We start from the raw sequence: 21,271 nt of genomic DNA, 5'->3' as shown, positions 1-21,271 counted from the left end.
CGATTTGACATTTTTTATCATGATATCCTTATTGAATCATAAATACCTACATAGGAGCACAGTATGAGTGACGGACAACCAGACCAGCAAAACCAAAATACACCGCGTCTTGAAACCTTGGCCATCCATGCCGGATACCAAGTTGAGCCAACGACCAAAGCGGTCGCCGTACCCATTTATCACACCAGCTCATACGCGTTTGACAACACCCAGCACGGTGCTGACTTGTTTGATCTCAAGGTCGCAGGCAATATCTATACCCGTATCATGAACCCAACCAATGCGGTACTAGAAGAGCGGGTGGCTGCATTAGAAGGCGGTATCGGAGCGCTGGCGGTGGCGTCAGGCATGGCGGCCATCACGTATGCCATTCAGACGATTTGTGAAGCGGGTGATAATATCGTTGCGGTATCGACGCTATATGGCGGTACTTATAATTTGTTTGCCCATGCGCTACCGCGTCAAGGCATTGAAGTACGTTTTTTTGACCACAAAGAGCCAGAAGCAATTCGCGATCTTATCGATGACAAGACCAAAATGGTGTTTGCTGAGAGTATCGGCAATCCGCTGGGCAATATCGTAGATATCCAAGCGCTAAGTGATATCGCTCACGAGTATGGCGTGCCTGTGGTAATCGATAGTACGGTGGCGACGCCTGCGCTCTGCCGCCCGTTTGAGTTTGGCGCGGATATTGTCATTCATTCATTGACCAAGTACATGAGCGGTACGGGCACCTCGATCGGCGGCGCGATTGTCGATAGTGGTACGTTCCCTTGGGGCGACTATCCTGAGCGTTTCCCGCTGCTCAATACCCCAGATGAGAGCTATCACGGTGTCAACTTTGTCAAAGACGTCGGCGCTGCGGCGTTTATCGCTCGTGCTCGTGTGGCACCGCTACGCAATACTGGGGCGGCAATCAGCCCATTAAATGCCTTTGGTATTTTGCAAGGTATGGAGACGCTCAGCCTACGTATGGAGCGCCATGTACAAAATGCCCAGGCCGTCGCTGAGTATCTGCGCGATCATGACAAAGTTGCGTGGGTTAAATACGCAGGTCTATCGGACCACCCTGAGCACGAGCTGGCCAGAAAATACATGAAAGGTACGCCTTCTGCTATTTTAACCTTTGGGGTAAAGGGCGGGCTGGAGGCTGGTGCCCGCTTTATCGATGCGCTGAAGATGATCACGCGCTTGGTCAATATCGGTGATGCCAAATCGTTGGCGTGTCACCCAGCGACCACCACCCATCGCCAGCTCAATGAGCAAGAGCTTGCCAACGCTGGGGTCAGTGCTGACATGGTGCGTCTCTCTATCGGTATCGAGCATATCGACGACATCAAAGCCGATCTGGCACAAGCATTGGCTGCGGCTTAATATCGTCATACTGGTCATATCCGTACGCTATTTATACGTCACAAAAAAGCCCATATCGATAAGATATGGGCTTTTATTTGGCACGAAATATCGCTTAGATTATATGTTTATTAAGCGGATAATACGCGCTGCGCAATTTCTTTATAGTCTTGGGAGACAAGGCGCGGGCCAAATTGCTGAATGACTTGGGCGGCGACAGCGCTTGCCAGACGACCACACTCAGGCAGGCTATAGTGTTGCGATAGCGCATATAAAAAAGCGCCCGCGTAGTTATCACCTGCGCCATTGGTGTCGATGACATTGGCCACCGCTGGCGTGGCGACTTCATAAATCTCCAGCTCTGAGTGGTCATCTGACTTATGAGCGATGATTGCGCCATTCGCGCCATCGGTGACGACTGCGGTCTGGCAATGCTCAAGGAGTGCGCGGGCGGCGGCTTTGATTTGTTTTTTGTCAGTAAATAGCTTGGCCTCTTCGCTATTACAGAATATCACTGCAACTTTATTGCCGAGCATATTGAGTAGGCCGTCTTTGGCAAACTTCACCACCGCAGGGTCGGCGAAGCTCACCGCGATTCTGGCGTTATGAATACCTGCTTGCTGGCGCAGTTTGGTCATCGCAGGTTGAATGCTCTCAGTCATTGCCAGATAGCCTTCTAGATACAGCCAGTCGGCTTGCGTCAGCGCGTCAAAATCGACGTTTTCTGCTGTGATGTCGCTTGAGGTTCCAAGATAGGTTTGCATGGTACGCTCGCCATCTTCGGTCACCGCCACCACACAAGAGCCTGTGACGCCGCCTGTATGTACGGATTTTTTTGAAGTAGCGACGCCTGCAGTGTGCAAGTCTTTTAGGTAAAACTCACCTTGAGCATCATCACCGACGCGGCAAGCATAAAATGGCTTGCCACCGAGGCTGGCAAAGGTGTACATGGTATTGGCCGCTGAGCCGCCACCAGCTTGTTTTGAGGGTGCGATTTCTGCCAGTTTGAAGTACGCCAGTAGCTGCTGCTGCTCCTCGATAGCCGCCAGCGTCATATTGCCTTTGGTCAGATCCGTCTCTTCTAGGGCAGCATCGGACAGTAGGTACTCGTGGTCCACCAAGGCGTTGCCTATCGCCATTACATCGTACATTTGCTCTCTCCTCACTCAATGATTAATTTGTTGGTATAGTATTTTTTATAACCACAAGCTATTTTGCTTGTAGCTCAAGCAGGCGCTGATAGAGCGCGTTTTTTTTCACGCCAGTGATATCAGCGGCCAAGGCGGCGGCTTTTTTGACCGATAAATCCTCCAGTAGACGTTGTAGTAACGCATCGTGCACACTGATGTCGTCGGCGTCTTGTGCGGTATGGTCACCTGCGACTACCAAGACGATTTCGCCGCGCTGCTGATTGTCATCGGCTTTGACAAACTCAACCAAGTTGCCAAGCGTGCTTTTGTGCACAGTCTCAAAGGTTTTGGTCAGCTCACGGCAAAACGCCACTTCACGATCAGCGCCAAATATCGCCGCCATGTCCGCTAAGCTTGCCAGAATGCGGTGCGGCGCTTCATAAAATATCAAGGTTTCGGTGCGTGTCGTTAAGGCGGTCAGTTGTTTTTGGCGACCGTGAGTTTTGGCAGGCAAAAACCCAATAAAGCTAAAACGATCTGATGGCAGCCCTGCGACCGATAGCGCGCCAATGGCAGCCGATGCACCCACCACAGGTGATACTCTCACGCCAGCGGCATGCGCCGCTTGTACCAACTGATAGCCTGGGTCACTGACTAGTGGTGTGCCAGCATCACTGATCAAAGCGACGGAATGGCCTTGCTGGATCATCTCGATAATCTTTGGCGTTTGGATGGCGCTGTTGTGCTCATGATAGGCCCATAGCTTATTATGCGCTTTGGGCGCGTCAGCCTCGCTACTGTTGTCTTTGGTATGGATACCAAAGTGCGATAGCAGTTTGCCGGAGGTGCGGGTGTCTTCACAGGCAATGATGGCCACTTGTTCTAAGACATCGATGGCATGCGGCGTCATGTCGCTCAGATTACCAATCGGCGTGGCAACGATATATAAACAAGCTGGCATCGCGGTAGGGATGGACATGAAAACCTCTGTTGTAAAAGTCGGGCATACAATATAGCGCCACGCTCTATCTTGGCGTTTGATGTGTGGTCTTTAGCACAACATCATAATAAAGACCGTAACAATCTCATGACTGCAGGCCATGGTGACAGACCAAATATATAGACAAGGCGCAAAAGTGGTTAGTTTATCATGTTGTGCTATGATAATTCTGAAATGTTCAGCAGGTATCTTGCTCTTATGACCCATCACAAACCCTTACGCCTTAGCTCGCCCAAGCAGCGTCAAGGCAGCTTGTTTGAGCAGCGCGCTTGTGCGTTTTTGCAGGCGCAAGGCTTGACGCTGATTGCACAAAACTGGCAACAACCCAAAATCGGCGAGCTTGACTTGGTCATGCTAGAGACGGGCGCGGCATGGTCGACCCTAGTGTTTGTCGAAGTGCGTCAACGGCGCCAATCAGGGTTTGGCGATGCGCTGCTGAGCGTCACCAAATCCAAGCAAAACAAACTCATCAAGGCAGCACGCTATTTTTTGCAGCAGCACCCTGAGTATAGAGATTTTGATTGCCGGTTTGATGTCATTGCTTATGATACCGCAGGCAAGCACAAACTCGCAGAAGCCCACATGTCTGAGTCGCCGCAGTGGCTGATAGGCGCGTTTATGGCAAATGCTTGGTAAGGCGGGCTTGGCTTTTTTACCTATATGACTGAGCATAATTACTGAGTACACTTGGCGCGCTCGATGATGATTCTTGTTGTATTAATGAGTCTGAGCGTGCGTGAGCGATGCCAAGGTGCTTGTCGGTTGAGTTATCGTTACCAAAAGCCTAAGCGTTCACCCAAAAAATTGAGTAAAGTAGCTCAATAAAAAAGCGATGACATGCCTTGCTCATCAATCATCGCCAATATCTTACTTATTTCATCAGGCTCTAAGAGGTAAATCATGACACGGATGCACTTGCGCACTGCTATTTTTGGCTCATCATACCGCATGACGATAGGTGCTGTGCTGCTGGCAAGCGTCATTAGTACGGGTTGTACCACCAATTATCTGACCAACAGTACACAAGGGACTTATGGTGTGCCCATGACTGAGCGTACCATTCCGCAGCGCCTGCTGGATCGTAGCATCGAACACACTGCCAAAATCAATGTTTATGGCCTAAAAGAAGACTTGCAGCAGACCAGCCGCATGAGTATCGATAGCTTTAATAGTGAAGTGCTGCTGACCGGTGAGGTGCCAAGTGCTGCGATCAAGACGGAGATAGAAAACGTCGTCAGCTCCATGCCAGATGTGCGCCGTGTCTATAATGAGCTGACCGTCAGTGCCTCAAAGGGCTATAGCTCGACTGTCCATGATGGTTATATCACCTCAAAAATGCTGGCAAAAGTCGCGACAAGTAACGGCGTCAAAGCCTCCCAAATCAAGGTGGTGAGCAACAACGGCGTGGTCTATGTCATGGGACGTGTGACACCGACGCAGCAAAGCCACTTAATCGATATCGCCAACAGCACCGTAGGAGTGATCGAGCTTGTGCTATTGACGACCGTTGTCGACGATAGAGGGGTAAAGATTGGTGAAGACGATATTATGTATGAGGACAATCTGGCCAATCCGGCGTTAGCGCCAGTTGTGCAGCGCTCGGCTGCCGCGCGCGTTGCTGATGAACCGGGTAGTGCAGTCGCGCCCAGCCCAGCCCGAGCCACCACGCCTATAGTGGTGACCGAAGAGGGTTCGCCTATCGACTCCTCTGCTAGTGAGGCTTCTGCTAGTGAGAATGTCGATATTTATCAAAATCCGTAAATACCTCATTTCATCGTGAGCCAGTGCCTCGATTGTATTTGGCGCTGATATAGCCGCCGCTGATGACAAGAAGCCTAAACACGAGTAACAGCAAAAACACGAGAAGTCTTTTGGCAGCCAGTAAACTGATTACTCTGTAAATGAATGGCTAGATGAGTGACTATATGAATGGCTATAAATAATCCGCGGTAAGCGACTGATGATGCGTGGCGAGCGATAAATAATTGGTGATAAGTGAATAAGGGCTTATGATCAAAGTCGTGAGCCAATGTTGCCCCAGTCAATGTGTCACACACCCAAGCTGATAAATATGGCTAATAAGGACATAAAAAAGGACACTGGCGATGAAGGATCTCAAAACACGCAAGCGGCATCATGACCATGATGATGGCCACAAGCAACAGCACCGTCACAAGACAAATACAAAAAGCGCTGACACTCAAGCAGCAAGTAAGAAGGTGCTAAAAGTGACGGGCGCGGCGTTGTTGGCAATTGGCGGCGCGGTGCTGGCAAGTCAAAGCGCGCAGGCATTATCACCTTTGACTCTTGTCAATGGAATTACCTCAGGCGGCGGTGTTGGGGTCAGCAAAGACATCTTGTACGGCGATCAGCCCTTACAGGATTTAGATATTTATTACCCCAAGCCGTTGACCCGTGCCATGACGGCACAAAGCGCGATCAGTGATCGTTATCCGATGGTGGTGTTTGTCCATGGCGGCTCATGGGAGAGCGGGAGCAAAGAGCAATACGCCTTTGTCGGCCAGAGTTTGGCGCAGGCAGGCTATGTCACAGCGGTGATCAATTACCGTAAGGCGCCTGAGCATGTCTATCCCGCTTATGTCAAAGACACCGCGCAGGCGATCGCTTGGAGCCTAAACAACGCGGCCAGCTTGTATGCTGACCCTGCTCGTGTGGCGGTGGTTGGGCACTCTGCTGGAGCGTTCAACGCCGTGGCAGCGGTCGCCAACGAGGAATTTTTGGCCCCTTATCATATCAAGCCAAGCGCTGTAGGGACAGTCGTCGGCATCGCGGGGCCATACAGTTATGACTTTCGTAAGTTTGATAGCGCATCGGCCTTTGCCGCCGCTGCCACGCCAGATGAGGTGATGCCCGATCGTCATATCAAAGGAAAGCAGCCGCCTTATTTATTATTGACGGCCGAAAAAGACGACATCGTCCACGACAGCAATACCATCAAGATGACGCAAGCACTAAAAGCAGCTGGCGTTTCTGTCAAAAACGGTGAAATAGCAGGTGCCAGCCATGCGACCAGTATTGGGGCGATGGCACCGCCGCTACGCTGGGTCAATGACGTGCGCGCGCAAGTGCTTAGCTACCTAGATCACGCCCTTAAATAACGATAAAGGGTGAAAGGCATTGTGGGCACTACTGATTGGTCGCTACTGCATCATAAAACATGGTAAAGCAAGACAATACTGTAAGATAGCCAAACTCTTGTTATAATGTCTTCACTTTATATTCATACCCTATTTTATATTTAAGGCAGAGAGATTTATGAGCATGAACGCTGACGACTTGATTGCATTTTTACAGACTCATTTTCCAGACGCTTTTATTCAAGCGGCCAATCAAGGCAACAAGTTTGATGTGCGCGTGGTCGATGCCAGCTTTGAAGGCAAACGCAGCGTTCAGCGTCAGCAAGCGGTATATGCGCTGGTTAATGACAAGATTGCCAGCGGAGATATTCATGCGCTCAATATTCAAGCATTGACGCCCGCTGAGTGGGACGCTCAATCAAAAGGATAAACGTCACTCTTTATGATGAGACGTTATGCTTAAGCCTGTTAATTAGACGCCTCAAGCCTGCTGCTTCATTTATTGTCTAAATCGCAGGTTTTGGTGGTTTGGTTTTTATTTTTTATATTCATCTCTTTATACTCATCGCTAGGTTGCCACTTTTATGGATCAATTTTTAATCACGGGTAGTAGTCGTATTGCAGGGGAAGTTACGATTTCAGGCGCCAAAAATGCCGCGCTGCCGTTACTTGCGGCCATGATATTGGCTGAGACCCCAACGACATTACATAATGTGCCATCGCTACAAGATGTGCGTACCCTGATTGCATTGATCGGTGGTATGGGCATCCACATTCAAAAACAAGGTGATACGGTCACGTGCGATACCAAAACCATCGATAATTTTTATGCGCCCTATGATCTGGTCAAGACTATGCGCGCGTCGATTTTGGTATTGGGGCCGTTGCTGGCACGTTTTGGCGAAGCAGAAGTCTCATTGCCAGGTGGCTGCGCGATTGGCTCGCGTCCTGTCGATCAGCATCTCAAAGCCTTTGAAGCCATGGGCGCTACTATCAGCGTCGAAAACGGCTATGTCAAAGCGCAAGCGCCAAAAGGCGGCAAACTAATCGGCTGTAACTTCTCATTTGACATGATCACGGTCGGCGGCACTGAAAACGTCATCATGGCGGCTGCCCTTGCTAAAGGTACTACAGTGCTTGGCAACTGCGCGCTGGAGCCAGAAGTGGTGGATTTGGCCAACATGCTGGTCGCGATGGGTGCCAAGATAAGCGGCATTGGTACCTCGACCATGACCATCGAAGGCGTTGAGCGTTTGCATGGTTGTGAGTATTCAGTAGTGGCGGATCGTATCGAGACAGGCTCTTATCTGGCAGGCGCGCTGATGACTCGCGGTGATGTATTGGCCAAAAACACCTCTGCGCTGTTATTGACCCCTGTGCTAGAGAAGTTTGAAGATATGGGCGCGGTGATTACCACAGGTGATGACTGGATTCGCGCGCAAATGACGGGTCGACCAAGACCTGTCAATATTCGCACTCAGCCGCATCCTGGTTTTCCAACAGATATGCAGGCGCAGCTCATGGCGATTAGCTGTCTGGCCGATGGCACCAGTACCTTTATCGAAAATATCTTCGAAAACCGCTATATGCACGTGCCAGAGCTCAATCGTTTGGGCGCATCCATTCAGGTGGACGGTCATACTGCCGTAGTTACAGGCGTCGAAAACTTTACCGCCGCGCCCGTGATGGCGACCGATTTACGCGCATCGATGTCCTTGGTGATGGCCGCGGCGACCGCCGAAGGTGAGAGCTTGATCGATCGTATTTATCATATCGATCGCGGCTATGAAAACGTAGAAAGCAAACTGCGTGCGCTCGGCGTCAATATCGAACGTATCAATAGCAACAACAGCAACGACTAGGCGGCAGTTTTTTGCTGGTTTTTATCAGCAACTACATAAAACTATGCCTTAAGTCAGTCAGACACTGAACGACTCAGTAAACCCTTATGCGTCAAGCACTTCAATGATTGGTGCATGAAGGTTTACCCCATCGCTTAGCAATGATAAATTCACGCCCCGCTATCGGGGATGCCAACTGTACATGGACACGATGTCATTATGACCGAAGCAAGCACCCGCCAATCAAATGATGGTTTATTAAACCAAGTCAATGAGGAATTTTTAGGCTTAACGCTGGCCTTATCTAAAGGCCGTATTTTAGAAGAGACCATGCCTTTGCTGCGCGCAGCGGGCGTTGAGTTGTTAGAAGACCCTGAAGCCTCGCGTAAGCTTATTTTTCCAACCTCAAACCCCAATGTACGCGTCTTAATCTTGCGTGCCAGTGATGTACCGACCTACGTCGAGCATGGCGCTGCGGATTTTGGTGTGGCGGGTAAAGATGTACTGCTTGAGCACGGTGCCAACCATGTGTATGAGCTGCTGGATTTGCAGATTGCCCAGTGCAAATTGATGACCGCAGGCGTAAAAGACGCGCCATTGCCCAATCGTCGTCTGCGCATCGCTACCAAGTACGTCAATGTGGCTCGGGCGTATTTTGCCAGCCAAGGCCAGCAGGTCGATGTGATCAAACTATACGGCTCGATGGAGCTGGCACCGCTGGTTGGACTCGGAGACCTCATCGTTGATGTGGTCGATACAGGGAACACCTTGCGTGCCAACGGCCTTGAAGCCCGTGACCATATCTGCGATGTATCGTCACGCCTCATTGTCAATCAAGTCAGTTACAAGCGTAAGTTTGCCTTGCTTGAGCCAATTTTGGACAGTTTTAAAGACAGCATTGCGAGTGCTTAACAGCTCAGTGTTTGATGCCTTAGTGTGTCACTCATCCATACTTGCAAAGACAATGTGCTTCATTGGTAATATTAAGTACAGTGATGCAAATTTTTAAACCAGTTTGGCGCTCTATGATAAGCATAGCGTGCTAAACTGGTTTTATTGTATGGGTTTGTCAAAACATAAAAGCCCAGTATAATCTAAACCGGACTCTAGGGCGTGTCCTCAATTCAATCGATAGCCATCTAAATGGGCTAAAAATGGCTAAATCTGGCCAAACGGTGTCAAATAGCTGACTAATATCTCAATATTATCTGCGCTATTTTCCTTGTTTGACGGCGATTTATCTCATTTTTATCGCCATTTTTAAAATGAGGACACGCCCTAGCCACAGATACGTATCACAGTATCAGACTCGCTTGTTTTTACTCGTTAATGTTCCGTAGCATACATGCTCAGATATAGGATTAGCTCATGCGCCAGTTAAGTACCCAAGATGCCGATTTTGATAGCCAGTTGACCGAGTTGCTTGCTTTTGAGACGGTCAATGATGCCGATTTGTTAACGACTGTTGATGATATCATCGCGCAAGTGCGTCATCAGGGTGATAGCGTGGTACTGGCATTGACTCAGCAATTTGACCAGCATCCAGCGACTACCATGCAAGAACTAGAGCTATCTAAGGAGGCACTTGCTGAGGCCTTTGAGCAATTAGACGATACGGTGAAAACCGCCCTAAGCACGGCAGCTGCGCGCGTACAGAGCTTCCATGAGCGCCAAGTCCAAGACAGCTGGCAGTATGAAGATGCGCTGGGCAACCGTTTGGGGCAAAAAATCACCCCGCTGGATCGCGTCGGCATCTATGTGCCAGGTGGTCTGGCCTCGTATCCCTCATCGGTTCTGATGAATGCCATCCCAGCCAAAGTCGCTGGCGTGAGTGACGTTATCATGGTTGTGCCAGCGCCTAATGGTGTGATCAATCCACTGGTGCTGGCTGCGGCACACTTGGCACAAGTGGACCGAGTCTTTACCATCGGTGGCGCCCAAGCGGTTGCTGCGTTGGCATATGGTACCGAGACGATACCAGCCGTGGACAAAATCACCGGCCCTGGTAATAAATACGTCGCTGCGGCCAAGCGCGCGGTATTTGGTCAAGTGGGCATCGATATGATTGCTGGCCCCTCTGAGGTGCTGGTGTACGCAGAAGGGCAGGCGCAAGATCGCGCAGACTGGTTGGCGATGGATTTGTTGTCACAAGCAGAGCACGACCGTATCGCCCAAGCCATCTTTGTAACGACCAGTCGCGAGCAGCTCGACGCGGTGGCAGCTGAAATCGAAAAAGCCTTGAGCGAGCTACCAAAAGCGGATATCGCGCGCGACTCATTACAAAACCGCGGCGCGCTGATTTTGGTCAAAGACCGTGCGGAGGGCATGGCAGTGATCAACCGCGTGGCGCCTGAGCATTTAGAGCTGTCGGTCGATGAGCCTGATGCCTTGCTCGCTAATATTCGTCATGCTGGGGCGATTTTTATGGGACGTCACACCCCTGAGGCCATCGGTGATTACTGTGCAGGCCCCAACCATGTACTACCGACATCGGGGACGGCGCGTTTTTCTTCACCGCTTGGTGTTTATGATTTTCAAAAAAAATCCTCTATCATCTATTGTAGCGAAGCGGGCAGTAAGCCTTTGGCCGAAACGGCAGATATTTTAGCGCAGCGCGAGGACTTAGAAGCCCACGCGCGCTCAGCTCGTTATCGTTATCAATAATCGGCGTGTCAGAGTGGCGTATGTTTTTACGCCAACGAGCAAGCGTTAGTTTTTTAAATATTAGGTCTGTAAACTTTGATAGTCTTTGTGGCTAATAGTAGGATAACTTATGAATGAGTTAAAGATAGATACCAGACTTTGGTCATCCAAAGCACGTAACTTGTCACCTTATGTACCAGGTGAGCAGCCGCAACACGACAATTTATGTAAATTAAACACCAACGAAAACCCGTTTCCACCCTCACCTAAAGTTGGTGAGGCCATTGCTCAGGTCTTAGCGCAGCAGGCGGATGATTTGCGCTTATATCCAGCGCCTGAGTCTGATGAGTTGCGCGCCGCTTTGGCTCAGCTATATGACCTTGATGCCAATCAAGTGTTTGTCGGCAATGGTTCAGATGAAGTGCTGGCGCTGGTATTTGCCAGTTTTTTCTTAAAAGAGCGCCCTGTGCTCTCGCCTGACATTGGCTATAGTTTTTATCCAGTGTATGCCCATACTTTTGGTATAGAGCTGGTGCAAATTGCGCTAGAAGACGATTTTAGTATCGATCCGGATGCTTATCGTCAGCCTTGTAGTGGCATCATTATCGCCAACCCCAATGCGCCGACAGGACTGCTATTATCGCTTGCGGATATTCGTAAATTGGCAAGCGAGCATTCAAACTCGGTGATTGTGATTGATGAGGCGTATATCGACTTTGCGCAAGTAGAAGAGGGTAGTTTGGAGACTGAGGTTTCAGCTGTGAGTCTTATCAACGAGTGTGATAATATTTTGGTCACCCAAACGTTTTCCAAATCGCGCTCACTGGCAGGTTTGCGCGTTGGGATGGCCTTTGGTAATGCCTCATTAATTGAAGCCTTAACACGCATGAAAAACAGCTTTAACAGCTATCCGCTCGATAAATTGGCGCAAGCTGGGGCGACGGCAAGTGTGTTAGATGTAGAGTATTTTGAGCAAACGCGTCAGCAAGTGATTGATTTACGTGAGTCGTTGACGGCAGGCTTACAAGCATTGGACTATGAGGTGTTGCCTTCGCATACCAACTTTGTGTTTGCACGTCCTAAAGAGGGCAATGCCAGCGAGGTCGCCGCCGCCCTACGTGAGCAAGGCATCATCGTGCGTCATTTTGACAAGCCGCGCATCAATGAGTATCTGCGTATCACGGTCGGTACCGCCGAGCAGCACCAAAGATTAATAGCGGCGCTGACGGTATTGCATGCAGATAGCAATACGATAGATAGCGCTGCTGAGTAGGTAGCGTCAACTCATGTCAGTATCATAACGCCTGTCAGTATCATACTGTGCAGGCTTTTTTATGTCAGGGTTTTTGCGCCAGCACGTCCAATAGATTGCCCACTTTATCCAGACACTCTTGATACTCAGCATCGCAGTCAGAGGCCACCGTGATACCGCCGCCCGCCCATAAATTGACCTGCGTGTTTTGCTGCGGCGCATGGCGCGCTTGTAGCGTGCGTATCAGTACATTCCACTGTCCACTTCCATCAAAATTCATATAGCCCATGGTACCGCAGTATGCGCCGCGCGGTGCTTGTTCCAACTCAGAGATGATTTCGACAGCGCGTTTTTTGGGCGTGCCGGTGATAGAGCCTGCTGGCAAGCTGCCAAACAACACCGTAAGCGGATGGGTGTCGTCTTTTAGCTCGGCGCGAATGGTGCTGACCATATGATGGACATTGCTAAAGCTCTCAATAGCAAACAGCTTGGGCACTTTGACGCTACCGATTTTGGCATACTTGCCCAAGTCGTTACGCAATAAGTCGACGATCATGACGTTTTCGGCGCGATCCTTTTCACTATCGATCAGCTGCTGCTTATAGGCATTATCTTGTGTGGGGTTGGTGCTGCGTGGCATGGTGCCTTTTATGGGTTTGGTGATGATATGATGTTTGCCGCTATTAGGTTCTTTGGTAAAGGTAAAAAACAGCTCAGGCGAGCAGCTTAATAGCTCAAATTGAGCGTTAACGCTATGCGGGTTACGAGCATCGAGGCTATTGTCGCTATTATCAAACCTATCGTCATCATGCGGCTGGGTTTGTAAGTACCCTGCAAAGGGCGCTTGGGTGTTTTGATGGAGCGCTGGCAAATAATCGATCAGACTTATGGCCTGAGTGGATGTACTCTGGTTCGTCAGCTGTCCTGTCCATTTTTGGGTCAGGTTGATCTGATAGCAGTCGCCTTGCTCTAGGTAGTATTGGGTTTTATCAAAAGCGGCTTGATAGTCATGTTGGTGCCAGCGCGGCTGTAGGTATAATGGCGCAGGCGTTTTTGCAATGCTATTAGTTGCTTTAGATAGCTGTTGCTCTAGTGAGTCTAAGCAGGATATCAGCGAGTCAAGCGTTGGGTCCGTCTCATCTGCTACTGTATAAAGCCCTACGGTACGTAGCGCCCAGCCATGACCGCTATCGCAGGGCGTCAGATATATGTCGTAATGCCCCAATACCGCACAGGGCTGCGCCGCCAGCTCGATAGCGCCCGCTGGGCTCAGCTCGTGAGCTGCGATGTCATAGCCGATAAATCCTATCAGCCCGTGGTGATAGTGCGGTGGCGCGCTAGGATCTGCTTGGCTATTTGTGTCGGTCTGATGGGTTCGACCATAGGCAATGAGCACTTCTTGCCATGCTTCATAGCTCATGGAGCGGTAAGTGGCCGCGTGCTTTTCGCCACGGCGGCGGCCAACGATGGCATAAGCGGCAGGCTGTCTGGGCTCGGGTGTGGTGGTCGCATAGACAGACCAAGCCATTTTGGGCAGCAAGCCAATCACTGGCCGTCCAGCATTGTTTAGCCAAACCAGTTGCCAGTTGGCCTGAGCGTCTTGCTTGAGTAAGTGGCGCTGCAGCTTTGGCAACAGCTCAGCTGCACCCAGCGCACCAAAACGCCAGCTAGGGTGAGTAGCTGGCGATGGGGTGGGGTTTATGTGATTGGTAGAATGAGTGTTTACAGGCATTATTTAGGCGTCAAACTTTTTGATGATTAATGTGGCATTGGTACCGCCAAAGCCAAAGCTGTTGCTCATGATGGTCTCAAGTGATGCGTCACGCTTGTCAGTGACGATATCAAAGCCTTTAGCAGCAGGGTCTAACGCTTTGACATTGATGCTTGGGGCGATAAATCCTTCTTGTAGCATAAGTAGGCAATAAATCAGCTCTTGCGCGCCGACAGCGCCGAGACTATGACCAGTCATCGACTTGGTAGAGCTGATCGCAGGTACTTTGCTGATATCACCATCAAACACCTGCGCGATGGCTTTGAGCTCGGTGATATCGCCCAGTGGCGTACTGGTACCGTGGGTATTGATATAGTCGACGCTCTCTAGCCCTGCATCTGCCAAGGCTTGTTGCATACAGCGCACTGCGCCTTCGCCGCTAGGGGCGACCATCTCAGCGCCATCAGAGCTGGCACCGTAGCCGACGATTTCTGCTAAGATATTGGCGCCGCGTGCCTCGGCATGTTCTAGGCTTTCGACCACCACCATCGCGCCACCTGCCGCGATGACAAAGCCGTCACGGTCTTTGTCATAAGCTCTAGAGGCAAGGGTTGGTGTGTCATTATATTGAGTACTGACCGCGCCCATGGCATCAAACATACAAGACTGGGTCCAGTGCTCAGCCTCACTACCACCAGCGAGTACCACATCGGCTTTGCCAAGTTGAATCAGCTCGGCAGCATGGCCAATACAATGTGTCGAGGTGGCACAAGCTGAGCTAAGAGAGTAAGACACCCCTTGGATTTTAAGTCCTGTGGCCAGTGCGGCCGATACCGAGCTGCCCATGGTTTTTGGTACCGCCATCGCGCCGACGCCGCGCAGACCTTTGGCGCGCATCGCATCGATGGCACTGACGATGTTTTCTGTCGATGCACCGCCCGAGCTTGCCACCACCCCAACTCGCGGGTTGCTATTGATGGTCTCAAGTGACAAGCCTGCATGCTCGATGGCGCTCAATGCACTGACATAAGCATAAAGGCTGGCGTCACTAAAAAAACGTTTTAGTTTACGGTCGATGCCACTGGTATCTATCGTCGACTGATCAATACTGCCGCTGACCTGAGATTTAAAGTCGTGCTCAGCATAAGACTCGTTAAATGTGATGCCAGACTGTCCTTGTTTGAGTGCAGTAGCGACAGTGGCTAAATCATGTCCGATACAAGAGACAATCCCTGCTCCAGTGATAACAACGCGGCGCATATTCTATTCCTTCTGAGTAATAATTTTTAGTAATTGCTGTCCCTATATTTGACTTATAGGTCGTCTAGAGCGGGTTTTTACTAAACCTCATCTTTGAGATGAGCAGGCTCTAGATAATGGTACTGATAATAATAGTAAGTAAGTGATACGATAAGCTTGAGAGTATAGCACTTGAGGGCAGCGCTTATGATACCGTATCAGTGCCCCAAAATCTTTGTACAAGTGCAAAATAATCACAAAACTGCCCCAAGCACCAAATAGCGCTACAGCTATCAGCAAAAGCGGCCAACAGTACATGCTTATTAAACCCATGCTCATCTGTCATCATAAGAAAAAACAGTTATAAACACGTTATACTTTTAGATACAAAACTGGTGACGGCAATAACATTGTTGGCACTGACAGGCAGACAGATAATTGACTAAGATGACACCTCTTCAAATACTATTTATCATATATGACGAGTTATCATGTATCACGAGCTTGGCGCATGACAAATAGCAATAACAAAACTAAGAAACACCACACTCAGCATAAAGCTGATTGGCGTTGATTGTTAAATAATACAATAACCATTCATCATATTAAGGACAACCAGATGGCAAAGCGTAGCACTCTCTCGAAGGGCGTCAGCAGTATCGGCGCATTTACCCGCAATAATTTAGAGCGTATGGGCGCTGTGATTGATGGCATGAATGCCAAAACCAGCAAGCCGCGTCAATACAAAGCCGTAAATTTAGGGGACGACGACTATCAGCAAGACCTGTTTCGTGAGCAGACGCTAAAGGCCACTCAGCAGCTGCTTGGCCCACGTTTTGCTACTTATGGTAAATACGCCAAAAAAGTGGTGCCCAATAGCTTGTTTCAATCGACCCTTGATGGCGCATTTGCGCAAGTGGCCAAGCTCGCTTTTAACTGGAGTCAGATTGATTTGCCTCATGAGCATCGCTTTGCCAATATCGAGAGCTTAGATGACGAGCAGCGTTATGCCTTAGCGACAGATATCGCCAACCAAAACCGCGCACTTGCGACCATGGGCGGTCTGACAGGCTTGGCAGGATTGCCAGGACTGCTTGCTGACACTTTATGGTTGCTATTGGTTTCTCTACGTACCGTTTATCAGCTGGCGGCTGTATACAACAAACCGCTGACCGGCACGCAAGGCACCAAGATGGCTTATGAACTGCTTGCCAATGCCGACCTGAGTAAAATGCAAGAAAAACAAGCGCTGCTGGCGGGTATAGGCATTGGTAAAGGGCTGCTAGACAATGCACAAAACAACGGCTTGCATAATGAGCTAAAAAACCTCGGCTTAAAAAATAAAAACGTCAATTTTTATGCCGAGCAAGTAGACCGCGTCGCCAGTCAAGTGGGTATTGATTTAGACCAGATTAACTTGTCATGGGTGCGCCGCTTACTGCCCGCCACCGCTGTCGTTATCGGTATGCGTTACAACAGCCAGCTGATTGATGAGGTCATCGGCGTGGCGCAAGCAACCTTTGCCCCAGAAGCCAAATTGGCAAACCGTGCTATCACTGATGACAGCAGTAGTGAAGTTGAGGTCGATAAAGCCGGCGATAATGCGCAAAAAACAGATGAGCAGGCTGAGCAAACAGACGCAAAAAACACAGACACAGCAAAAGAGTCAGCGAAGAAGGATGCTGAAAACAAAGATACTAAAAGCAAAGAGCATAAAGACACAGCAGATAAAAACGTAAGAAATAGCGACAAGACAAAGGCTGATAAAAATTCTGCAGAGCAATCGTCCGCTGATAAGTAGGCGCAGCAGCCATATATTACTTAGGGGCGCGTTAGAGAGATAACAGGCGGACCTTGGCCTCTAAGCGGATTCTAAGCGAGGTTTAAGCCTAGCGCAGGGGCTTCACACGCACTTGAAAAACGCGCCGATGTCGCCATTTATTTCATACCAAGCTTTATTTGCTTGCCTGCTTTGTTTATTTTTTTGCTTATTTACTGGTTTGCATACGACTATGTTGTGTTAGGCGCTTAGCCAACACTTTAGTGGTTCTCGCTGCATGATAGTTAACGAAAAATAGATAAAATGTTATAGTAAGTAGCTGCATGCATATCTACCACAGATTGTAAAGTGAAACCATTCATAAGTGGTTGAAATAGCAGCAACAACTCTTTATAATACACTGTCCTAAAAATGGGTGCGTCAAAATCTGGCATTTATGTCAGATAGTTGGCGTGTTTCCCCATTTTTTTGTTTTATACCAAACGGGAGAAGGATGCCTTATGGCAACAACTAACCAATTGATTCGTAAAGGCCGCAAGTCCATCAAGGAAAAGTCAAAAGTTCCTGCGTTGGAAGCGTGCCCACAGCGCCGCGGTGTATGTACTCGCGTATATACTACCACGCCAAAAAAACCAAACTCTGCCATGCGTAAAGTATGTCGTGTACGTTTGACTTCAGGCTATGAAGTATCAAGCTACATCGGCGGTGAAGGTCATAACCTACAAGAGCACAGTGTTGTTCTTATCCGTGGTGGTCGTGTAAAAGATCTACCAGGTGTACGTTATCACACCGTTCGCGGTGCACTTGACTGCGCAGGCGTTAAAGACCGTAAGCAAGGTCGCTCTAAGTACGGTGCTAAGAAGCCTAAAGTTTAATAACTAAACGTTATTTGCTCAGCTTTTAGTACTACCCAATAACTGTGCATGGGTTCGGTGTCGACGGTAATTAGATTGATAAGATGTAACTTACCCTTAAACATACCACCATGCAGTAAGGCTAACTGACAACTCATCACTATGCTCTATGATGACAAGTATGATGTTGTGAATGTTGGACACTCCTGAAGACAAGGAAATTTATTATGCCAAGACGTCGCGTCGTTGCTGCCCGTGAGATCCTACCGGATCCTAAGTTTGGTAGCCAAACTGTTGCAAAATTCATCAACCATGTAATGAGTCATGGTAAAAAATCTACTGCTGAGCGTATCGTTTATGGTGCACTTGAGACAGTTAGTGCAAAACGTAATATCGAAGATCCAGTAGCTTTCTTTGAAGAAGTCTTAGAAAACGTACGCCCAATGGTCGAAGTAAAAGCTCGCCGTGTGGGTGGTGCTACCTATCAAGTACCAATGGAAGTACGCCCCTCCCGTCGTACTGCCTTGGCAATGCGTTGGTTAGCCGAAGCTGCTGCTAAGCGTTCTGAAAAATCAATGTCTCTACGTTTGGCAGGCGAATTGAATGACGCTGCTGATGGCAAAGGCGCTGCTATGAAAAAGCGTGACGAAGTTCACCGCATGGCAGATGCCAACAAAGCATTCTCGCATTACCGTTTCTAAGCTGCTTTTTAATAGTAGCTTGAGACTAATGGCTCATGCTCATTAGTCCTACATTGTTGTTTATTCTACTGATTGCCGCCATCATCGTTCCGTCATATATAAATGTTATTTATTAATGACTGAGGTGGCGGACATCTATCAAGATGTTTCTCTGAGAAGTACAGTTTTTGCTAGAGAGCATCCCGAATTTGATGCCACACTATTCTTAGTATTTGCTCTGTTTTTGTCCGTATTAGGCTCAATAATCAGTAAGTAATATTACGAAGCTCACCGCTTTGTCATAGAGTATTAGGCAGAGACACAACACATTATTATATACACGAATTTCCCTAGGAAAACACTATGGCTCGTAAAACTCCCCTAAAGCGCTATCGCAATATTGGTATCTCAGCGCACATCGATGCTGGTAAGACGACCACTACTGAGCGTGTTTTATTTTATACCGGTGTTAGCCACAAGCTTGGCGAAGTACATGATGGCGCAGCCACTATGGACTGGATGGAGCAAGAACAAGAGCGTGGTATCACTATTACCTCAGCAGCAACAACTTGTTTTTGGTCAGGTATGGCTAAGCAGTTTGACGAACACCGCATCAACATCATCGATACCCCAGGTCACGTTGACTTCACTATCGAAGTTGAACGTTCTATGCGTGTTCTTGATGGTGCTTGCATGGTTTACTGTGCAGTAGGCGGTGTTCAGCCACAGTCTGAGACCGTATGGCGTCAGGCAAACAAATACAAAGTACCACGTCTTGCGTTTGTTAACAAAATGGACCGTGTTGGTGCGGATTTTTATCGCGTCATCGATCAAATCAAAACGCGTCTAGGCGGCAAGCCAGTACCATTGGTTATCCCAATTGGGAAAGAAGATGACTTTGAAGGCGTTATCGATCTAGTCACCATGAAAGCTATCTATTGGGACGAAGCGTCTCAAGGTATGCAGTATGAAGAGCGTGAGATTCCAGCTGAGCTACAAGACAAAGCAGAAGAATACCGTGAGTATCTCGTAGAAAACGCTGCTGAAGCTTCAGAAGAATTGATGAATGAGTATCTTGAAAATGGTGAATTGACTGAAGAGCAAATCCACAGCGCACTTCGTCAGTTGACTATCGACAACGAAATCATCCCAATGCTTTGTGGTACTGCCTTTAAAAACAAAGGTGTACAAAAGATGCTAGATGCGGTTATTCAGTATCTACCTGCACCAATCGACGTACCAGCAATCAGTGGTATCTTGAACGATAAAGATGAAACTGAAGCGACTCGTGAAGCTTCTGATGATGCACCGTTCTCAGCACTAGCATTCAAAATCATGAACGACAAGTTCGTTGGTAGCCTAACTTTCGTTCGTGTCTACTCAGGTGTGGTTAAGCAAGGCGCTAGCGTTTATAACCCAGTAAAAATGAAGCGTGAGCGTGTTGGCCGTATCGTACAGATGATGGCAGACTCTCAACAAGAGCTAGAAGAAATCCGTACAGGTGATATCGCCGCATTGGTAGGTATGAAAGACGTAACCACGGGTGATACGCTTTGTGACGAAAACAACGTCATCACGCTAGAGCGTATGGAATTCCCAGATCCAGTTATCTCTCTAGCAGTTGAGCCAAAGACCAAAGCTGACCAAGAAAAAATGTCAATTGCTCTAGGTCGTTTGGCCAAAGAAGATCCATCATTCCGCGTTCGCACAGACGAAGAGTCTGGTCAGACCATCATCAGTGGTATGGGTGAGCTACATCTTGAGATCTTGGTTGACCGTATGAAGCGTGAGTTTAACGTAGAAGCAAACATCGGTGCGCCGCAGGTTGCTTATCGTGAGACCATTCGTAACTCAGTTGAACAAGAAGGCAAGTTTGTACGTCAGACTGGTGGTCGTGGTAAATTTGGTCACGTTTGGCTACGTCTTGAGCCGCTTGATCCAGCAGGTGATGTTGAGTACGAATTCGCTGAAGAAGTTGTTGGTGGTGTGGTACCAAAAGAGTATCACGGTGCGGTCGACAAAGGTATCCAAGAACGTATGCAAAACGGCGTACTTGCAGGCTACCCAGTGGTTGGCGTAAAAGCGACCTTGTACGATGGTTCTTACCATGACGTCGACTCGGATGAGCTATCATTTAAAATGGCTGGTTCAATCGCGTTCCGTAAAGGCTTCTTGGCAGCAGACCCAGCACTACTTGAGCCTGTGATGAAAGTAGAAGTTGAAACGCCAGAAGAATATATGGGCGATATCATGGGCGATCTAAACCGCCGCCGCGGTATGGTCCAAGGCATGGAAGACTTGCCTGGTGGTACTAAGCAAATTCGTGCTGAAGTACCATTAGCAGAAATGTTTGGTTATGCCACACAAATGCGCTCAATGTCACAGGGCCGTGCAACTTACTCAATGGAATTCCAGAAGTATGCTGAGATTCCAAAATCAGTTGCAGAATCTATCATCTCTAAGTACAACTCTAAAGATGATGACGAGTAAATAACGCTCATAAAATGACAATATAAAGCATATCTTTATATTGTCAGCGAAGAATCCGCCAATAACTTGTTAAAAGACTTGTTATTGGCCGTGATTTTCTTATAATATCTGCACATTAGTATGTGCAACCTTTTAACAATTATTTTAATGTGGTCTCTACTGCTTTAGCTTTTATCTATATGAAATTTAATATTTATATT

17 protein-coding genes are annotated in these 21,271 nt (G+C 48.6%); 13 read left to right on the top strand and 4 right to left on the bottom strand.

What is annotated here, in order from left to right; translation table 11 throughout:
- The first annotated feature begins 63 nt into the window (after positions 1-63).
- Positions 64-1,374 (top strand): O-acetylhomoserine aminocarboxypropyltransferase/cysteine synthase family protein, encoded by a 1,311-nt coding sequence (locus C6W44_RS03260; protein WP_105244209.1) that lies wholly within the window; start codon positions 64-66, stop codon positions 1,372-1,374.
- A gap of 110 nt (positions 1,375-1,484) precedes the next feature.
- Here C6W44_RS03260 and C6W44_RS03255 read toward each other — a convergent pair whose 3' ends face one another.
- Positions 1,485-2,504, bottom strand: a complete 1,020-nt coding sequence (locus C6W44_RS03255) for an adenosine kinase (RefSeq protein ID WP_105244208.1) — start codon at positions 2,502-2,504, stop codon at positions 1,485-1,487.
- A gap of 58 nt (positions 2,505-2,562) precedes the next feature.
- Complete coding sequence (rsmI, locus tag C6W44_RS03250; RefSeq protein ID WP_105244207.1) at positions 2,563-3,462, bottom strand: 16S rRNA (cytidine(1402)-2'-O)-methyltransferase; 900 nt, start codon at positions 3,460-3,462, stop codon at positions 2,563-2,565.
- Between the two features lie 171 nt (positions 3,463-3,633).
- On the opposite strand from rsmI, the gene C6W44_RS03245 reads away from it, so the two are divergent.
- The 8 genes from C6W44_RS03245 (at position 3,634) to hisC (ending at position 12,338) form a co-directional block, all read left to right on the top strand.
- Positions 3,634-4,119 (top strand): YraN family protein, encoded by a 486-nt coding sequence (locus tag C6W44_RS03245; RefSeq protein WP_105244206.1) that lies wholly within the window; start codon positions 3,634-3,636, stop codon positions 4,117-4,119.
- Between the two features lie 264 nt (positions 4,120-4,383).
- Entirely contained in the window at positions 4,384-5,244 is an 861-nt protein-coding gene (locus tag C6W44_RS03240) for a BON domain-containing protein (protein WP_105244205.1), read from the top strand.
- A gap of 344 nt (positions 5,245-5,588) precedes the next feature.
- The gene (locus C6W44_RS03235; RefSeq protein ID WP_105244204.1) at positions 5,589-6,602 is read left to right on the top strand and encodes an alpha/beta hydrolase; all 1,014 of its coding nucleotides are present in this window, start codon (positions 5,589-5,591) and stop codon (positions 6,600-6,602) included.
- Positions 6,603-6,759: 157 nt separating this feature from the next.
- A complete protein-coding gene (locus C6W44_RS03230) occupies positions 6,760-7,011 on the top strand; it encodes a BolA family protein (RefSeq protein ID WP_100749029.1) in 252 nt (83 codons plus the stop codon).
- 154 nt (positions 7,012-7,165) lie between these two features.
- A complete protein-coding gene (murA, locus tag C6W44_RS03225) occupies positions 7,166-8,443 on the top strand; it encodes a UDP-N-acetylglucosamine 1-carboxyvinyltransferase (protein ID WP_105244203.1) in 1,278 nt (425 codons plus the stop codon).
- A gap of 198 nt (positions 8,444-8,641) precedes the next feature.
- On the top strand, positions 8,642-9,334 hold the full coding sequence (gene hisG / locus C6W44_RS03220) for an ATP phosphoribosyltransferase (RefSeq protein WP_105244202.1): 693 nt from the start codon (positions 8,642-8,644) through the stop codon (positions 9,332-9,334).
- Between the two features lie 456 nt (positions 9,335-9,790).
- Positions 9,791-11,086, top strand: coding sequence for a histidinol dehydrogenase (hisD, locus tag C6W44_RS03215; protein ID WP_105244201.1), 1,296 nt, complete (start codon positions 9,791-9,793; stop codon positions 11,084-11,086).
- 109 nt (positions 11,087-11,195) lie between these two features.
- On the top strand, positions 11,196-12,338 hold the full coding sequence (gene hisC / locus C6W44_RS03210; protein WP_105244200.1) for a histidinol-phosphate transaminase: 1,143 nt from the start codon (positions 11,196-11,198) through the stop codon (positions 12,336-12,338).
- Positions 12,339-12,402: 64 nt separating this feature from the next.
- Here hisC and C6W44_RS03205 read toward each other — a convergent pair whose 3' ends face one another.
- A complete protein-coding gene (locus tag C6W44_RS03205) occupies positions 12,403-14,049 on the bottom strand; it encodes an anthranilate synthase component I family protein (protein WP_105244199.1) in 1,647 nt (548 codons plus the stop codon).
- Between the two features lie 3 nt (positions 14,050-14,052).
- Positions 14,053-15,288 (bottom strand): beta-ketoacyl synthase N-terminal-like domain-containing protein, encoded by a 1,236-nt coding sequence (locus C6W44_RS03200; RefSeq protein WP_105244198.1) that lies wholly within the window; start codon positions 15,286-15,288, stop codon positions 14,053-14,055.
- 598 nt (positions 15,289-15,886) lie between these two features.
- Between C6W44_RS03200 and C6W44_RS03195 the strand changes: the two genes are divergently transcribed.
- The 4 genes from C6W44_RS03195 to fusA all read left to right on the top strand — a co-directional run bounded on the left by C6W44_RS03195 (position 15,887) and on the right by fusA (position 21,071).
- The gene (locus C6W44_RS03195; protein ID WP_105244197.1) at positions 15,887-17,068 is read left to right on the top strand and encodes an EcsC family protein; all 1,182 of its coding nucleotides are present in this window, start codon (positions 15,887-15,889) and stop codon (positions 17,066-17,068) included.
- A gap of 479 nt (positions 17,069-17,547) precedes the next feature.
- The gene (gene rpsL / locus C6W44_RS03190; RefSeq protein WP_075102600.1) at positions 17,548-17,922 is read left to right on the top strand and encodes a 30S ribosomal protein S12; all 375 of its coding nucleotides are present in this window, start codon (positions 17,548-17,550) and stop codon (positions 17,920-17,922) included.
- Between the two features lie 206 nt (positions 17,923-18,128).
- Positions 18,129-18,602 (top strand): 30S ribosomal protein S7, encoded by a 474-nt coding sequence (rpsG, locus tag C6W44_RS03185; protein ID WP_105244196.1) that lies wholly within the window; start codon positions 18,129-18,131, stop codon positions 18,600-18,602.
- A 342-nt stretch (positions 18,603-18,944) separates the two neighbouring features.
- Complete coding sequence (gene fusA / locus C6W44_RS03180; protein WP_105244195.1) at positions 18,945-21,071, top strand: elongation factor G; 2,127 nt, start codon at positions 18,945-18,947, stop codon at positions 21,069-21,071.
- The last annotated feature ends 200 nt before the right edge of the window (positions 21,072-21,271 follow it).

The organism is Psychrobacter sp. Marseille-P5312 (assembly GCF_900291405.1).
Classification (GTDB): domain Bacteria; phylum Pseudomonadota; class Gammaproteobacteria; order Pseudomonadales; family Moraxellaceae; genus Psychrobacter; species Psychrobacter celer.
Note: the sequence above shows the minus strand (reverse complement) of the source record. Positions and strands in the feature narration are given on the sequence as shown.

Bases quoted from the DNA above. Each gene is read 5' to 3' on its own strand.
- C6W44_RS03255 (WP_105244208.1), bottom strand. From the start codon at position 2,504: ATGTACGATGTAATGGCGATAGGCAACGCCTTGGTGGACCACGAGTAC.
- C6W44_RS03200 (WP_105244198.1), bottom strand. From the start codon at position 15,288: ATGCGCCGCGTTGTTATCACTGGAGCAGGGATTGTCTCTTGTATCGGA.
- rpsL (WP_075102600.1), top strand. From the start codon at position 17,548: ATGGCAACAACTAACCAATTGATTCGTAAAGGCCGCAAGTCCATCAAG.
- C6W44_RS03230 (WP_100749029.1), top strand. From the start codon at position 6,760: ATGAGCATGAACGCTGACGACTTGATTGCATTTTTACAGACTCATTTT.
- C6W44_RS03260 (WP_105244209.1), top strand. From the start codon at position 64: ATGAGTGACGGACAACCAGACCAGCAAAACCAAAATACACCGCGTCTT.
- C6W44_RS03245 (WP_105244206.1), top strand. From the start codon at position 3,634: ATGTTGTGCTATGATAATTCTGAAATGTTCAGCAGGTATCTTGCTCTT.
- fusA (WP_105244195.1), top strand. From the start codon at position 18,945: ATGGCTCGTAAAACTCCCCTAAAGCGCTATCGCAATATTGGTATCTCA.
- C6W44_RS03240 (WP_105244205.1), top strand. From the start codon at position 4,384: ATGACACGGATGCACTTGCGCACTGCTATTTTTGGCTCATCATACCGC.
- C6W44_RS03205 (WP_105244199.1), bottom strand. From the start codon at position 14,049: ATGCCTGTAAACACTCATTCTACCAATCACATAAACCCCACCCCATCG.
- hisD (WP_105244201.1), top strand. From the start codon at position 9,791: ATGCGCCAGTTAAGTACCCAAGATGCCGATTTTGATAGCCAGTTGACC.
- rpsG (WP_105244196.1), top strand. From the start codon at position 18,129: ATGCCAAGACGTCGCGTCGTTGCTGCCCGTGAGATCCTACCGGATCCT.
- C6W44_RS03235 (WP_105244204.1), top strand. From the start codon at position 5,589: ATGAAGGATCTCAAAACACGCAAGCGGCATCATGACCATGATGATGGC.
- C6W44_RS03195 (WP_105244197.1), top strand. From the start codon at position 15,887: ATGGCAAAGCGTAGCACTCTCTCGAAGGGCGTCAGCAGTATCGGCGCA.
- rsmI (WP_105244207.1), bottom strand. From the start codon at position 3,462: ATGTCCATCCCTACCGCGATGCCAGCTTGTTTATATATCGTTGCCACG.
- hisC (WP_105244200.1), top strand. From the start codon at position 11,196: ATGAATGAGTTAAAGATAGATACCAGACTTTGGTCATCCAAAGCACGT.
- murA (WP_105244203.1), top strand. From the start codon at position 7,166: ATGGATCAATTTTTAATCACGGGTAGTAGTCGTATTGCAGGGGAAGTT.
- hisG (WP_105244202.1), top strand. From the start codon at position 8,642: ATGACCGAAGCAAGCACCCGCCAATCAAATGATGGTTTATTAAACCAA.